The 16,469-nt window shown below is 46.4% G+C and carries 13 protein-coding genes and 1 riboswitch; of the genes, 1 reads left to right on the top strand and 12 read right to left on the bottom strand.

The window, feature by feature from the left end:
- Positions 1-22: 22 nt before the first annotated feature.
- From NI470_RS04670 to NI470_RS04690, 5 genes are all read right to left on the bottom strand, one after another.
- The gene (locus tag NI470_RS04670) at positions 23-820 is read right to left on the bottom strand and encodes an oxygen-binding di-iron domain-containing protein (protein ID WP_253147831.1); all 798 of its coding nucleotides are present in this window, start codon (positions 818-820) and stop codon (positions 23-25) included.
- A 184-nt stretch (positions 821-1,004) separates the two neighbouring features.
- A complete protein-coding gene (locus tag NI470_RS04675) occupies positions 1,005-1,580 on the bottom strand; it encodes a TMEM165/GDT1 family protein (RefSeq protein WP_005267660.1) in 576 nt (191 codons plus the stop codon).
- Between the two features lie 72 nt (positions 1,581-1,652).
- A riboswitch (yybP-ykoY riboswitch) is annotated at positions 1,653-1,794 on the bottom strand.
- A 157-nt stretch (positions 1,795-1,951) separates the two neighbouring features.
- The gene (locus tag NI470_RS04680) at positions 1,952-3,967 is read right to left on the bottom strand and encodes a 2-oxo acid dehydrogenase subunit E2 (RefSeq protein ID WP_138742621.1); all 2,016 of its coding nucleotides are present in this window, start codon (positions 3,965-3,967) and stop codon (positions 1,952-1,954) included.
- A 2-nt stretch (positions 3,968-3,969) separates the two neighbouring features.
- Positions 3,970-6,672: a pyruvate dehydrogenase (acetyl-transferring), homodimeric type gene (gene aceE / locus NI470_RS04685; RefSeq protein ID WP_004729164.1), complete on the bottom strand. Its 2,703-nt coding sequence runs from the start codon at positions 6,670-6,672 to the stop codon at positions 3,970-3,972.
- Positions 6,673-7,000: 328 nt separating this feature from the next.
- The gene (locus tag NI470_RS04690; RefSeq protein ID WP_253147832.1) at positions 7,001-7,684 is read right to left on the bottom strand and encodes a M23 family metallopeptidase; all 684 of its coding nucleotides are present in this window, start codon (positions 7,682-7,684) and stop codon (positions 7,001-7,003) included.
- Between the two features lie 107 nt (positions 7,685-7,791).
- Here NI470_RS04690 and NI470_RS04695 point away from each other — a divergent pair, with 107 nt between their 5' ends.
- Complete coding sequence (locus NI470_RS04695) at positions 7,792-8,232, top strand: DciA family protein (protein ID WP_005245716.1); 441 nt, start codon at positions 7,792-7,794, stop codon at positions 8,230-8,232.
- Between the two features lie 99 nt (positions 8,233-8,331).
- Here the strand turns inward: NI470_RS04695 and lpxC are convergent, their stop codons facing one another.
- From lpxC to murG, 7 genes are all read right to left on the bottom strand, one after another.
- On the bottom strand, positions 8,332-9,234 hold the full coding sequence (lpxC, locus tag NI470_RS04700; RefSeq protein WP_004647241.1) for a UDP-3-O-acyl-N-acetylglucosamine deacetylase: 903 nt from the start codon (positions 9,232-9,234) through the stop codon (positions 8,332-8,334).
- A gap of 126 nt (positions 9,235-9,360) precedes the next feature.
- Entirely contained in the window at positions 9,361-10,554 is a 1,194-nt protein-coding gene (gene ftsZ / locus NI470_RS04705) for a cell division protein FtsZ (protein ID WP_005108152.1), read from the bottom strand.
- Between the two features lie 159 nt (positions 10,555-10,713).
- Complete coding sequence (ftsA, locus tag NI470_RS04710) at positions 10,714-11,976, bottom strand: cell division protein FtsA (protein WP_004647239.1); 1,263 nt, start codon at positions 11,974-11,976, stop codon at positions 10,714-10,716.
- Between the two features lie 70 nt (positions 11,977-12,046).
- Positions 12,047-12,901 carry a cell division protein FtsQ/DivIB gene (locus NI470_RS04715; RefSeq protein WP_005108153.1) on the bottom strand — a complete coding sequence of 285 codons (855 nt, stop codon included), beginning with the start codon at positions 12,899-12,901 and terminating at the stop codon, positions 12,047-12,049.
- 2 nt (positions 12,902-12,903) lie between these two features.
- Positions 12,904-13,833: a D-alanine--D-alanine ligase gene (locus tag NI470_RS04720; RefSeq protein WP_005267662.1), complete on the bottom strand. Its 930-nt coding sequence runs from the start codon at positions 13,831-13,833 to the stop codon at positions 12,904-12,906.
- A 57-nt stretch (positions 13,834-13,890) separates the two neighbouring features.
- Positions 13,891-15,339, bottom strand: coding sequence for a UDP-N-acetylmuramate--L-alanine ligase (gene murC / locus NI470_RS04725; protein ID WP_253147833.1), 1,449 nt, complete (start codon positions 15,337-15,339; stop codon positions 13,891-13,893).
- 12 nt (positions 15,340-15,351) lie between these two features.
- A complete protein-coding gene (gene murG, locus NI470_RS04730) occupies positions 15,352-16,449 on the bottom strand; it encodes an undecaprenyldiphospho-muramoylpentapeptide beta-N-acetylglucosaminyltransferase (protein ID WP_253147834.1) in 1,098 nt (365 codons plus the stop codon).
- Positions 16,450-16,469 lie beyond the last annotated feature (20 nt).

A 16,469-nucleotide genomic window follows, 5' to 3' on the forward strand; every position in this document is an offset into this window, starting at 1 on the left:
AAAAAATTATTTTTTGTGTGAACTATTCAGGACAGGTAAAAACCGTTTCATCCATCAGGTCAGTGCCGCATTCCAATGTTTCAATCCAGTCCAGAAACTGATTAATCTGCTCTTTGCCTATAAATGGTGTGCCATGCTGCGGCACGATCATCTCGATCTCCATGCTGCGTACCATTTGCACCCAAAGACGAATCACCTTGTTATTGCACATATAGCGTTGATGGAAGCTTTTCATTTTTGGGATATGCGCGGCAAAGTTTTCTAGTGGCTTGGCGGCATCTTCAACCATGGACGCACCCATATCACCTGAAAACAGGATTTTGGCAATCGGATCATAAAACTGGAAATTCCCCACCGAATGCAGAAAATGCGCCGGCACCGCCACAATGTGTGATTGACCCAACGGGATGATTTGACCATGATCCGGAAGCTCCACCAATCGATCTAACCAGTTACCTTTCATCCGGTCACTCATAAAGGCCGAGTTTAAGTGCGGCAAGAAGCGCGCCCACAGCTTGGATGCCACCACTTTGGCCTCCGTATAGACCAGCCAGCGCGGCATCGAGGTGATGATATCCGGATCCTGGTGCGAGGCCATGACATAATCCAGATTGGTCAAACGGGTATATTTATTCAGCTCCATAGTCAGCGGCACATAGGTTAAATCACCACCCGGATCAAGTACCGCTGCGCGCTCATGATCAATGATCAGAAACTGGTTTGCCTGAACGCCTTCACCTTTAACCAGACTGGTAAAACTGATGCACTTATGTGTCCCGTTATCAAACAGGACCTGCGATGTGGTGCGTTCAAAAGCCATGTAAATTCCCCAATTTATAATAAAAATAACGTTTTTATACCCGTATAAAATATAAGGAATTAATCAAACTTACAATCAATAAAACTAGCCATATCACACTATTTACCAAGGTTTTGAGAGAATTTTAACCATAAAAAATCCTGAGTTTTTAGCTCAGGATTCATGTAATTTATTATTTTATGATTTAAAAGAAATAATGTTGAGTCAGTGTTGCGACACCAATCACCAGGAAAATCGTCGCTCCAATTTTATGAATCAGGCTGATCGGGAGTCTATTCGCCAGCTTATCTCCCAAAAATACTGCAGGTGCATTGGCCAGCATCATGCCCAAAGTGGTCCCAAGCATCACCCAGAATACGCTATCGAAACGTGCTGCTAATGCGACCGTAGCAATCTGAGTTTTGTCACCAATTTCTGCCAGAAAGAACAGAATAAAGGTCGCACCAAATACCCCGAATTTTTGCCATTTATTGATACTGGCATTTTCATCCCCGAGTTCATCCGGAATCAGCATCCAGACAGCCATTGCGATAAAGCCAATCGAGACGATCCACAGTAGCACCTCCGGCCCGATCACCGTGGTCACCCATTGTCCCAATACTGCAGAAAGGCCGTGGTTAATCAGCGTCGCCAATAAAATGGCAACTAAAATAGGAACAGGTTTGCGAAAACGTGCGGCAAGCAGCAATGCCAGCAGTTGGGTCTTATCACCCATTTCAGCCAGTGCTACGATTGCAGTCGACAGTAGGAATTCATACATGAGGTTTTTCTCTGGCTAGCATCCAATACCAATGACTCACCGCTCCTGCTAGCCAAAATCTGCAGAGTGGTAAATCAAAGGTCTTGCCAACAAAAGAAAGCTTGGAAAAGCTGACTTGGTTCTTTGCTATGATGACCATGCTCGGTTGAGCAAATATGTTGACCATCACCCTTCTGCTTTGCGCAAAAGGCGGCTACTCCCCAATGAAGTGCGCCAAGTATAGAATCAAATAGATTATTTTTCAATGCAGCAGCAAAAAACCCTGCCGAAGCAGGGTTTTCTCTTTACACCCTCTTTATATTTCTTCCTGAGCTTCAATTGAAATATTTTTCAATGAAGCGCAAGAGAAAAGAAAGTGAATCGAATTTAATTTAGATTAACAGCGTACGGATATCTTTGAGCAGCTTGGTCAGCTTGTTGGTGAAACGAGCAGCATCTGCACCATTGATCACACGATGATCGTAGGACAATGAAAGCGGCAGCATCAAGCGTGGATCAAAGCCTTCACCATTCCAGACCGGCTGCATGGTTGCAGGTGAAATACCCAGAATTGCCACTTGCGGCCAGTTCACCAATGGCGTAAATGCCGTACCGCCAATTGAACCCAGGCTAGTGATCGTGAAGTTGGCACCTTGCAGATCTTTCGGCGACAATTTCTTGTCACGCGCTTTTTGACCCAAGGTTCCTAGCTCAGTAGCAATCTGTTTAATTGACTTCTGTTCTGGATGACGCAGTACAGGCACAGTCAAACCATCTGGCGTTGCGACCGCGATACCCATATGGATCTCGTTACGTAGCAAGACTGACTTGCCATCATCGGCCAAGTGACCAGCAAACTCACGCTCTTCTTTTAACAAGTGCGCAACTGCTTTGATGATGAATGCCATAATGGTCAGGCTCAAGCCTTCTTTTTTGAAGTTGCCTTTCAGTTCATTACGCCATGCTTCCAGTTCAGTAATATCCGCTGCATCAAACTGGGTCACTTGCGGAATGAAATTATTCAGCGACAACTGTGGAATAGACACTTGTTGCAAGCGCGTCAAGGCTTTCTCTTCCACACCACCAAAAGCGCTAAAGTCTGGCAGTTTTGGCAGACCTGCGACTTGAGCAGCAGCGGCTACAGGAGCCGCCTGTGGCGTAGTAAGACGCGTTTTGACATAGGCTTTCAGGTCTTCTTTCATGACGCGCGCATGTGGGCCAGATGCTTTGACGTCTGCCAACACGACGCCCAGTTCACGGGCCAGTTTACGCACCGCAGGACCGGCATAAACTTTAGAATTAGCGGCATTCTGCTCTTTGGTCAGCTTGTCAGCATTATCCGACGTCGTGACTGTTTGAGTAGAAGATGCAGCAGGTGCCGGGGCTGCTTTTGGTGCTTCTGCTGCTTTCGGTGCTTCTGCTTTGGCTACGACAGGTGCAGCAGCTGCTTGCGCTTCAGCTTCAGCTTCAATTGTCACCAGTGCAATGCCTTGAGAGACATTTTGACCCAGTTCCACATGAATGGCTTTAATCACGCCGGCTGTAGTGCTTGGCACTTCAACAGTCGCTTTATCTGATTCCACCACGATGATGCTCTGGTCTTTTTCAACCGTATCACCGACCTGAACCAGAATTTCAGCCACAGCCGCCTTGTCTACACCTAGATCAGGCACCTTCACTTCAACATCACCTGCAGGTGCTGCTGGCGTTTGTGGCGCTTCAACTGCTTTCTCTTGGGTTGCCGCTTGAGCAACTGGTGCTTGAGGTGCTTCTGTCTGTACTTGTGCTGCCGAAACAGCCGTTTTCACTTTCAGAATGACCACACCTTCTTTGATCGTGTCCCCTTCTTTAATCTCGATGGACTCTACCGTGCCTGAAACCGTACTTGGCACTTCAACAGTCGCCTTGTCTGATTCCACCACTACGATACTTTGATTTACCTCGATTTCATCACCGACAGCGACCAGGATTTCCCCTACAGTAGCTTTTTCTACACCAATATCGGGGATTTGTACATCAACCACCTGTGAGCTCGCTTGAGCCTCAGGAGCAGCAGAAGCTTTAGGCTGATGTGAAGCCAGTTCCTGCATGATTTCCTGATCCGGCAATGAAGTCGGAGTATTTTCTGAAGTTTTTTGTGAGGCATCTGCTTGCTGTGGCTCGACCACATCAGCGCTGCCGTCTTCAGCTTGTAGCTCAATCAGTACCGCGCCTTCAGCCACTTCATCACCCTGACTCACCAGAATGCTTTTTACCACGCCTGCTGAAGTGCTAGGCACTTCAACAGAGGCTTTATCAGATTCAAGCAATACAATGCTGTCATCGATCGCGATCGTATCACCCACTTTGACCAGAATTTCGGCCACTGTTGCCTTATCTACACCAATATCAGGAGTCGTAATTTGCATGCTTAGTTCTCCTCTTTGTAGTCAGCAACAGCATGTACAGATGGGGTTTCTTGCGGTGCCCAAGCCACTGGACGATCTGTATCAAGCTCAAAAGTCGAGATCGCATCTTTTACCAGGCGCGCATCAACTTCACCTTCATCTGCCAGTTTTTTCAGGGTTGCAACCACAATATGGGCAGCATCAACACCGAAGTAACTACGCAAGTTGGCACGTGTATCTGAACGGCCATAACCGTCAGTACCCAATGCTACGAATGGACGGCCATCTGGAAGATAAGCACGAATCTGTTCGCTATAAGCACGCATATGATCGGTTGCAGACACGACGATACCTTCAGTACCGCGAAGCTGTTTCGATACCCATGCTTCTTTTACGTCTTCAGCCAGCGGATGCAAGCGGTTGTATTCTTCACATGCCATACCGTCACGTGCCAGTTCATTGAAGCTGGTCACGCTGTAGACATTTGAATGAATTTGATATTCTTCACGCAGAATCTTCGCCGCCTTGATCACTTCACGCAGGATTACACCTGAGCCCAGTAACTGAACAGTGGCTTTTTCATCTTCTTCCAGTAAGTACATACCACGCTTAATGCCTTCTTCAACACCTTTTGGCATTTCCGGATGCTCGTAGTTTTCGTTCATCACGGTCAGGTAATAGAACACACGTTCCTGGTTCACATACATACGCTGTAAACCGTCATGCACGATCACTGCCAATTCATAACCGAAACATGGGTCATAAGAGACACAGTTTGGAATGGTATTAGCCAAGATGTGTGAATGACCATCCTGATGCTGTAAACCTTCACCGTTCAGTGTAGTACGACCCGCAGTTGCACCCAGCAAGAAGCCTTGTGCCTGTGCATCGCCTGCTGCCCATGCAATATCACCAATACGCTGGAAACCAAACATCGAGTAGTACATGTACATCGGAATCATTGGCAGGTTATTGGTTGAATAACTGGTCGCCAATGCTGCCCATGCACTCATCGCACCGGCTTCGTTAATCCCTTCCTGCAACATGTGACCGTCTTTGGCTTCACGGTAATGCATCAGCTGTTCTTGGTCTTCCGGAGTATATTTCTGGCCATGCGCGGCATAAATACCGAGCTGACGGAACATCCCTTCCAGACCGAAAGTACGGGCTTCATCTGGAACAATTGGAACAACGCGGTCTTTAATCGCTTTCTCTTTAAGAAGTGCAGAGATTAAACGCACCATCACCATTGTGGTGGATTGTTCTTTACCATTTGAACCGGCCAAGACCGAATCAAATACTGAAAGTCCAGGAATCGCCAGCTGTTCGCTTTCCTTACGACGTGCAGGCAGGTAGCCACCTAGCGCCTCACGACGCGCCTTCATATATTTCAATTCAGGGGAATTTTCGCTTGGACGGTAGAACGGTACTTCTTCAAGCTGTTCATCAGTGAAAGGAAGGTGGAAACGGTCACGCACGTATTTCAAAGAATTGATTTGCATCTTCTTGATTTGGTGAGTTTTGTTGACTGCTTCGATTTCTTCCGACAAACCATAACCTTTCACGGTTTTTGCCAGAATCACGGTCGGCTGACCTTTGGCCGTACATGCTTCGGCATAAGCAGCAAAGACTTTGTACGGGTCGTGACCACCGCGGTTCAGATTATCAATATCTTCGTCGCTTAAGTCTTTAACCAACTCAGCTGCTTCTGGATATTTGCCGAAGAACTTTTCACGCGCGTAAGCACCACCTTTTACCTGGTAACGCTGGAAATCGCCATCGACTGCTTCTTCCATCACTGCTTTCAGTGCACCGGATTTATCTTTATCCAGTAGTGGATCCCAATGACGGCCCCACACAACTTTAATCACACGCCAGCCTGCGCCGCGGAATAATGACTCAAGTTCCTGAATGATCTTGCCATTACCACGTACCGGACCATCCAGACGTTGCAAGTTACAGTTCACTACCCAAATCAGGTTGTCGAGCTTTTCGCGACCTGCCAGAGAAATTGCACCCAAGCTTTCCGGCTCGTCCATCTCACCATCACCCAGATAAGCCCAAACCTTACGATCTTCTTCTTTAATCAGGCCACGGTTCATCAGGTACTTTTGGATATGTGCCTGATAAATTGACATGATTGGACCCAGACCCATCGATACGGTCGGGAACTGCCAGTAGTCCGGCATCAAATAAGGATGCGGATAAGATGGCAAACCTTTACCACCCACTTCACGACGGAAATTATTCAGATGCTCTTCAGTCAGACGGCCTTCTAAAAATGAACGCGCGTAAATACCCGGTGCACAGTGACCCTGGTAATAGATCATGTCGCCGCCGAAGCTATCGCTGTTGGCACGGAAGAAGTGGTTAAAGCCCACATCATAAAGGGTTGCAGAAGAAGCAAAACTCGCCAAGTGACCACCGAGATCATCACCGGTTTTATTCGCGCGTAATACCATTGCCAAGGCATTCCAGCGGATCAGCGCGCGAATACGGCGCTCCATGTCCTGGTCGCCTGGCATTGCAGGCTGTTCTTCAACAGAAATCGTATTTAAGTAGGGAGTATTTAAACGCTGAATAGGAACATGCTTTGCAATTGCGCGTTGATAAAGTTTTTCTAACAAAAATGCTGCACGCTCAGTGCCCATGTGCTGCAAAACAGAGTCAAATGCATCTTGCCATTCTTGGGTTTCTTGCGCGTCTGTATCGCCATAAAACGCCATAATCTACAGTTCCTAAAGGCCTAATCTAATCTCTTATATGTACCATATTTGAGACCTCAGCAGGTATGGCCTCAGCTGAATGCGATTTAGCAGTACTATTTAGGAACTAAATGATGGGTGACGTATAATTACACAACATAACAAAAAATAGTCAATAAAGGCGATTTATTATACAATCATTATAATAGTTGATGATAATATGATATCTAAAAGCAATAAAACAAAAAGCCCTTCAAGTTGACTTGAAGAGCCTTCAGCTTAAACGCTTTAAAATGCTTATCGGAGATTTTTTATGTATAGAGATGCATCTTGTTATTCAGGTCTATACTTAAGGTAACATAGCCAAATAAGTAGATGGGTTTTTACGTTGACCGTCTTTTACTACTTCATAATGCAAGTGTGGGCCGGTACAGCGACCAGTACAACCAACATTGGCAATATGGTCACCCGCTTGCACCTGCTCTCCCACACGTGCAACAAGACGTGAAGCATGAGCATAGCGCGTTAAATAGCCATTGCCATGATTGATTTCAACGTATTGACCATAACCTGTACCCCAACCTGATTTGGTGACAATCCCTGGACCTGTTGCATAGATTGGTGTACCACTTGGCGCTGCAAGATCGAGGCCTGAATGATTTTCAGCACGACCACCCATGGTACGGCCACCGTAATTTGAACTTACGCGAGAATTAGGTAAAGGATGAGAAATTAGCCAAGAATAAGCACTGTTAGCTGCCGCTTTGTTTGATGAAGTATTGGCATACTTCTGAGCAAGCGTTCGATTGTTTAGTTCAACCGGTTTCTCACGCAGCTGAACATTCAATTTAGTCTGTGCTGGAATATCGATATCATCTGGATGAGTATATGCACCCTGTGCCAGAGTACGCGTCAATTGCTCGATACGATCTGTTGAACCATTTTCTTGATTTAGATTGACTAAATCTGCGAACGCAACCGAAGCCGCTGAAACTGATAAAGAAAATGCCAACAAAATACGTCGCATATGCATAAAAAACCTCTCTAAACTGCTTTAATCGAGTTCCTTGAAGATCTCTATCCTTGATATCCACTAAAAGAAGCGCATAAGATTAAGACATAAATATGTAGGAATTATGTATGTCGGAACCTGTCAACGTTTTTCAACAAACAAGAAAACAGATAAAAACAGGAAACTTTTCGTTTCTCTCATCACAAGTCGCTGGCTGGCAGAAACTTACGAAACTCGTACAACCGCTATTGCCCCAACCGGAACGCTGGCAAGTTGTCTGCTATCAAAATGGTGTGTTAACGATTACTGGTGAAAATCAGGCCATGATCAGTCAATTGGCCTATCTTCAAAAGCAATACATTTCACAACTCTCTCAAATAAATGAATTAACAGATCTCACTAAACTTCAAGTTTGCCTGCGGAATCCTTCGCAAACGCCACCTGTTTCAGCAACACCTGAAAGAGCCTTAAATGCAGAAACACAGGAATTACTTCGTAGTGCTGCTGACTTTATAAGCGACCCTAAGCTTAGCCAAGCTTTACTACGTTTGGCAAGCAATAAAAAGTAACATCGCAATCAAATGTAATAAATTAAAAAGCAAACATTATGTGATGTGTGTCACAGTATTAAAGCAATAACAAAAACATAAAGACACAAACACAATGACTTATGTCACATTCACATACATGATTGGACAATTAGCTTCGTCATCAAATGTTACAATTTCATAGCAGCTTGGATCACTTTTCACATTGCGTAAAAGTTGATTATTCAAGGCATGTCCAGATTTGTAACCATCAAATTTGGCAATAATCTGATGTCCGAGCAGGTATAAATCACCCACGGCATCCAGAATTTTATGACGTACAAATTCGTCCGAGAAACGTAAACCTTCTTCATTAACGACCCCAGTTTCATCCACACCAATGGCATTTTCCAGACTGGCACCCAGCGCCAGGTTATTGGCTTTGAGATAATCCAGATCTTTCATAAAACCAAAGGTACGTGCTTCACTGACTTCATAAACGAAGGTTTCAGTAGAAAAATCGATACTGGCAGACTGATGTTCTTTTTTAAAGGCAGGATGATCAAAATCAATGGTGAAGTTCAGCTGAAAGCCCTCATGTGGGCTAAAAATGGCACGTTTGTCATCAATCAGTGCTTCAACCGGTTTAATAATCTTGACGAATTTTTTAGCAGCATCCAGCTCTTGCAAACCGCCCTGCATCAACAGGTAAATAAACGGACCTGCACTGCCGTCCATAATCGGGACTTCAGAAGCCGATACTTCAATAATTAGGTTATCAATGCCCAGACCAGCGATCGCACTCATGACATGTTCAATGGTGCCTACTTTGGCATTTTCCTGAACGAGGTTCGAGCACATAAAGGCTTCCTGAATCAGCATGGCATCAGCTGGAATGTCCACTGGTGGGTTCAGGTCTATACGACGAAACACAATTCCCCCATCGGCATGGTGCGGCACAAAGTTAATCATGACTTTCTGCCCACTGTGAAGACCGATTCCGCTCGCTTTCACGACACGTTTCAGGGTACGTTGTTTCAACATGCTTTTATCATCTGTTCATCTATAAAACCGCTATACGTTAGCATATTTGGCCATTGATAAAAAACAAAAAGGTGGCTTAAAAGCCACCTTTCCTGTCTAATCCATCTAAACACATGATGTTACATGTTATTTACGCTGTTGATTCTTAAGATAATCCTGAATGCTCATTGGCGTTGGGCGCGGGCTAGAAACCGAAGCCGCCGCTGGATTCGCTGCTGCCCCTGTTTCATGCTGCTGACGCTGAATTGCCGGTACATCATCATCTTCCACCACAGCCTGTGCAACTGCTGCTGGACGAGTTGCCTGTACATTAGTACGTTTGGTCGGTTCAACTGAATCCGCTGCATGACGGGTTAAACCTGTTGCAATCACAGTCACGCTGATTTCATCACGCGCATCCGGATCAAAAACGGTACCGTAGAACACCTGACCCTCATCTAAATCGACAATCTGGTTCACGACATCAGTAATTTCTTCAATTTCACCGAAAGTCACATCATCGCCACCGGTCACGTTAATCAGAATACCTTTGGCATTCATGATAGTTACGTTGTCGAGTAATGGACTACGGATTGCCTGCTCAGCAGCCTGACGTGCACGATTCTCACCACGCCCCAGACCCACACCCATCATGGCATAACCACGGGTGCTCATGGCTGTTTTCAAGTCAGCAAAGTCAAGGTTGATATGGCCAGGACGGACGACTAAATCAAAAATACTGCGTACTGCATTCAGTAGAACATCATCCGCTTTTTTATATGCATCTTTCATTGAAATATCACGGAAGACTTTCAATAAACGCTGGTTTGGAATGATGATTAATGAGTCTACATGCTGCTCAAGGGCTTCGATGCCTTTTTCAGCAGACTGTAAACGGCGTTTGCCTTCAAAGTTAAATGGCGTGGTCACGACACCAACGGTCAGGATACCCATCTCTTTCGCAATTTCAGCCACGACTGGCGCTGCACCGGTACCGGTACCACCACCCATACCTGCAGTAACAAAGACCATATCGGTCCCTTCAAGCTGCTGGCGGATCAGTTCACGGCTTTCTTCTGCTGCGGTCTGGCCGACTTGCGGATTTGCACCTGCACCCAGACCACGGGTACTTTGCTCGCCCAGCTGAATTTTAAATTCGGCTTCCATGCGATCCAATGCCTGCTTGTCCGTATTGGCACAAACAAACTTTACGCCCTGGATATCGGACTGCAACATATGTTGTACAGCATTACCACCCGCACCACCTACACCAAACACAGTGAAACGGGCTTGACCATTGCTATCGCTATGATCGTCTTCGAAAAATTCAAATGAGGCCATGACCTATAAAATTCCTAATTCATAATTGGCAGTCACTAAGCCCGTATACTGCCTTAATCTTAATAAAATTGTTTTTAAGAATGCTGCTCATGCGTTCACTTGTCAAGTACAAGCCCGATTAACTACATCTTCCCAACAATATTCACAATAAAAATCGACTTAAAAGATTGATTTCAAGGTGTCATTAAAGCCAAACAAGGCTCTTTTGACCCGCTTAGCCAATGACAACCGTTCTACATCATCCTGTTCCACAATCGTGTCTTGGGTATCACTCTGACTAAACATCAGCAAGCCAGCCACCGTACTATATTGCGAGCGACGTAAAGCAGCCTGATGTTGTTCATCTGCATACACCTGAGTCGGCGGATTACCTAAATGCGCCGAAACTCCCATGGTACGGCGAACAAAGCTCACCATTCCTTCGATATGACTAGCATCACCGGTTAATACCACACCATGATACAAGCCCTGGATGGCACCATTTTTCACTAACTCATCACGTACCAGACCCAGAATTTCTTCATACCGTGCCATGATAATTTCAGTCAGCTCGATCCGGCTGATGGTTTGTGGCCCGTCAATTCCTTGGAACTGAATCATATGGTCCGGCTTGACCACTTTCAGGTCGACACAGCCATACAGCAATTTCAGACGTTCAGCTTCTTCGGTCGTGGTTTGCAATACTGCTGCAATATCACGGGTCACATGTTCACCGCCACGCTGGAAGGTATGGGTTAAGGCCAAACGACCATCCACATACACCGCCACATTGGTCGTGCCAGCACCGATATCCACTAGACACACGCCATATTCTTTTTCGTCTTTGAGCAGGCTGGCTTCAGCGGTGGCCAGACTCGACACCACCATTTTTTCTACGCCGATATTGGCCCCCTTCAGGGCACGGTCAATATTCTGCATGGTACTGATTGGCAGCATCATCAGATGATAATGCCCGGTCATGCTATGTGCCGACATCCGAATCGGGTTTAGCACCCATTCCGGTGAATCATCCAGTTCAAAACCCAGAGGCACAGCACTGACCAGATAATGATCTGAAGTCAAATGACTGGCTTTGGCCAATTCCAGTGCACGCACCACTTCACTGGTGGTAATCGCATGCTCGCTATTGTCGATCGAGGTACGACCTGAAGCATAAAAGCTTTTTAATTCGGCACTTGGAATAGAGACCCAAGCAGAATGTACACGACATTCCGCCATATCTTCTGCTTCTTGAACGGCATTTTTAATTGCAGTAATAACTTTATCGAGACTGACAATTTTCCCTTTACTCATGCCTCGGTTACGAGCGGTGGCCATACCAATCACTTGGATATTGTCTGGCGCGTGTACCTTGCCAATCAAAACTGAAACTTTGTGTGTCCCAATGTCAATCGCCACAACCGAGGGAACAGCTTCACTCATTATTCACTACTACCATTACGTGTTTGTTAGATTTATGGCTTTAAATGCCTCTATTTTTTAAAGCCGGTCATTATGGCTTTACTGTTACCTTATTCTCAACGCCCGTGTCATCAATGGTTACAATAAAATGTCCATTTACAATTTTAGGCGGAATTGAATTTTTCCACTGTATCGACAATCCATTGCGATAACGCAGATCGATGGCCGAAATTTTAGACCAGACCGGCTTTAAATCGCTCTGAGACAGATGACTCAGGCGCTGTAATTTGCTCATGGTCTGATCTTTATCCACAATTATTCTTAAACCCGAATCAAACTGCATAAACCAGGTCATTCGCTCGGTGAGGTATAATTCTTTTAGACGAATGCCTTGTGGTAAAAATAACTGATTAATTTCATTATAACGACGCATCATGGTTTCTGCATGGCTCGCCGGCCCATGTAGTAACGGTAATGCCTGATAATTCTTGGGTGTGACTTCCGTGAAAATCACACCACTGTCACTCAATAAACGTCCCGTTCCCCAACGCGCAATCGCATGATGCGGCATCACCCGCACCCGAATGCCATTTGGCCAGGCTCGGGAAACCACAACCCGATCTACCCAGGACAATTCCAGGGTACGATCGCGGATCGCTTCCAGATCCGAAGTAAAATAGTTTTCGGTCACAATCGGTGACACATATTGCATGACCTGACGCTGTTCAGCAGCCGAGCGCGTACCTACCACGCCCAGCTCTGCCACGTCACTATTGGTCATGACTTTATATAAGCCCAATATTCCAAAGGCCAGCACCAGCAGCGCGATACACAACAATAACCAGCCACCAAAATTGGTCAGCTTTTCTTTGCGTGTTGGCGGCTTATCGTGAATTGAAGTAATCGCAGCACGTTTACGGCGCATGGAAACAGGAAGTTGAGCCATATTTAGTGTGCCGAACCAGTCAAGGTCTGTTCCAGAATTGCGACACACAGCTCATCAAAACTGTAACCGACTGCAGCTGCCGCTTTTGGCACCAGAGAATGACTGGTCATGCCCGGTACGGTATTCACTTCAAGCAACCAGAAGTTGCCCTGTTCATCCTGCATAGCATCGATCCTACCCCAACCGCTGGCACCGACTGCCTGGAATGCGCGCAAACTTAAGGCTTTTAACTGCTGCTCTTCAGCTTCAGTTAAACCACATGGAATGCCATATTGCACATCATTACGCTGATATTTCGCTTCATAATCATAAAAGGCGACATCTTGAGGCGGTTCAAGACGAATTACGGGTAGCGCCTGACCATTTAAAACCACAATGGTGTATTCACGGCCAGTAATCCATTTTTCTGCCATCACCACGGCATCATGTTCAGTTGCCTTGGCAATTGCTTCAGCAAAATCTTCAATTTTTTCGACCTTGCTCATACCGATACTGGAACCTTCATGCACCGGCTTGATAATCAAAGGCAAGCCTAAAGCATTAACAATCTCGGTCGCATCAGAATCTTTGGTGACAATGCGATACGGTGCTGTCGGCAATTCCGAACCCTGCCAGACCTGCTTGGTCTTGACCTTGTCCATGCCGATCGCAGAACCTTGTACACCGGTACCGGTATACGGCACGTTTAACCATTCCAGTGCGCCCTGAATTTGGCCGTCTTCCCCGCCACGTCCATGCAATACAATAAAAGCACGATCATAATTTACCAGCTCTGTGACACTACGCTCCTGCGGGTCAAACGCTTCCGCATTAACCCCTGAACGCACTAATGCCTCAAGTACCGCCGTACCACTGTCTAGAGAAACCTCACGCTCTGCAGATTTACCACCAAGCAACACGGCAACTTTTCCGAATTTTGAAGCATTTGACACGTTTATATCCTTAAACTTTTTTCAATCTGGTCAATTCAATTCAGTCACGCAAGATGACTATTTTATATATAAGTGATTTTGTGCAAGTTCGACTGAGATTGCTCCAACATTACCTGCGCCCTGGGTTAATAACAAGTCATTTGCTTGCAATACTTTTCTCATGATCTGATTCAGGTTGCCGTCCGCCGCATCAACCAGAATCGGCTCGACTTCACCACGTAGACGAATGCTACGAGCCAAAGTACGGCTGTCAGCCCCGACAATCGGTTTTTCACCGGCAGGATAAACATCCAGCAACAATAACTGGTCTACAGTAGAAAGTACTTCCACAAAATCATCAAAACAGTCACGGGTACGGCTATAACGGTGTGGCTGGAACATCATTACCAGACGACGGTCCGGATGACTCTGACGCGCAGCTTTAATCGTGGCTTCGACTTCTTTTGGATGATGACCATAGTCATCCACCAGTTTCACGTCACCGCCCTCAATCGCAAACTCACCCTGAACTTCGAAGCGGCGACCTACGCCACTGAAACCTTCCAGTGCACGGCAGATTGAAGCGTCAGACACGCCTTCATCGGTTGCTATACCAATCGCAGCCAAGGCATTCAGCACATTATGCAAACCTGGTTGATTGACCGTTACACGCAATGGCTCACGCTCTTTACGCAATACGGTAAAGTGGGTTTGCATGCCATCTTGATCAACATCTACTGCACGGATGTCATTGTCTTCATTGAAACCATAAGTCAGTAACGGGCGTGCAATCCGCGGCATAATTTCACGGATATTGGCATCATCACCACAGACTACAGCCAAGCCGTAAAATGGCAGTTTTTGCAGGAACTGGATAAAGGTATCTTTCAGGACATCGAAGCTACCGCCATAGGTATCCATATGATCAGCATCAATATTGGTCACCACGGCAGCCATCGGTTCCAGGTGCAGGAAAGAAGCATCTGACTCATCGGCTTCGGCCACGATATAACGGCTGGCGCCCAAGGCTGCGTTCATACCGGTACGGTTCAGCAAACCACCGATCACATAGGTTGGATCCATGTTTTCTTCAGCCAGCATACAGGTGATCAGGCTAGTGGTGGTGGTCTTGCCATGCGTGCCGGCAACGGCAATACCATGACGGTAACGCATCAGTTCACCCAGCATTTCCGCGCGGCGAACCACAGGGATACGATTTTCAATCGCAGTTTTAATTTCCGGGTTTTCCTGATCAATCGCGGTAGACACCACGATCACATTAGCACCTTTAATATTATTTGCAGTATGTCCGATATAGACTTTAATCCCGTTTGCTTCCAGCTGCGCTGTGGTCTTGGAAGCCTTGATATCTGAACCAGACACTTTGTAGCCTTGGTTTTTCAGCACTTCCGCAATACCACACATGCCTGCACCACCGATCCCCACAAAATGAATGTGTTTGATACGGCGCATTTCCGGCACTTTAATTAACTTTTTCGCTTGTTCAGCTGGGGTTGTTGGAGACATAGTTTACTCGGATTACAATTCTTGAATTAAACGGACCACATGTTGAGTCGCATCGGGTTGAGCCTGTCGGCGTGCTTTCACGGCCATTTCCATTAACAGTTGGCGATTCAGCATCGGCTCTAATAATGTTTTTAAACTTTCCGGGGTCATCGTGGCCTGCGGGCAAATCTTTGCCGCATTGATATTGGCCAGGAAACCGGCATTGGCCGCCTGGTGATCATCCACTGCAGTTGGAAGCGGCACAAAAATCGCAGCTACGCCGGCAGTAGCAATTTCAGTGACGGTCAAAGCTCCGGCACGGCAAATCACCAGATCGGCATCAGAATAGGCTTTGGCCATATCTTCAATAAAGGGCTGTACTTCAACTTGTAGACTGGCCGGTGCATTTTTATAACGTGCCCGGGTCGCCTCGGCATGGTTTTGCCCACACTGATGATAGACGCTTAATCGCACATTGAGTTGCTTTAAAGCTTCCGGAACCCGTTCATTTAAGGCTTGCGCCCCCAAAGACCCACCAACGATCAGAATACGTAAGGGCAATCCTGCCTTGTCACGCTCCTGATAACGCCAGGACGGATTTAAAATTTCGCTAATTTCCTGTCGTACCGGATTGCCGGTGGTGACGATTTTTTCCTGGGCTGGAAAAGTATTCGGGAAAGCCTGGCACACTGTTTTTGCCACACGCGACAATTGGGTATTGGTAAAACCGGCGACTGCATTCTGCTCATGGATCAGCACCGGAATACCTAAAATACGCGCAGCCAGACCACCCGGCCCGGCTACATAACCACCAAAGCCGGCGACGGCATCGACCTTGAGCTGTTTCATGAATTTCATGGCGCTCAGGGTTGCTTTCATAATTTTAAAAGGGGCCAAGGCTTTACGTACAAAACCATTGCCCCGTACACCCTGAATATCAATCTGATAAATGGGAATATTCTGGTTTTTTAATAGACGGTTTTCCATGCCTGCGGGTGTGGCCAACCAGGAGACCTGTATACCTTGTTGTTGTAAATCTTTGGCAACAGCTAACGCTGGAAACACATGTCCACCTGTACCTGCGGCCATCATCATGACATGTTTAGGCTGTTTTTGCTGAGCGTCGGTCACGGTCTAATTCTTCAATTCAA

Source organism: Acinetobacter lwoffii (assembly GCF_024129115.1).
GTDB lineage: Bacteria > Pseudomonadota > Gammaproteobacteria > Pseudomonadales > Moraxellaceae > Acinetobacter > Acinetobacter lwoffii_T.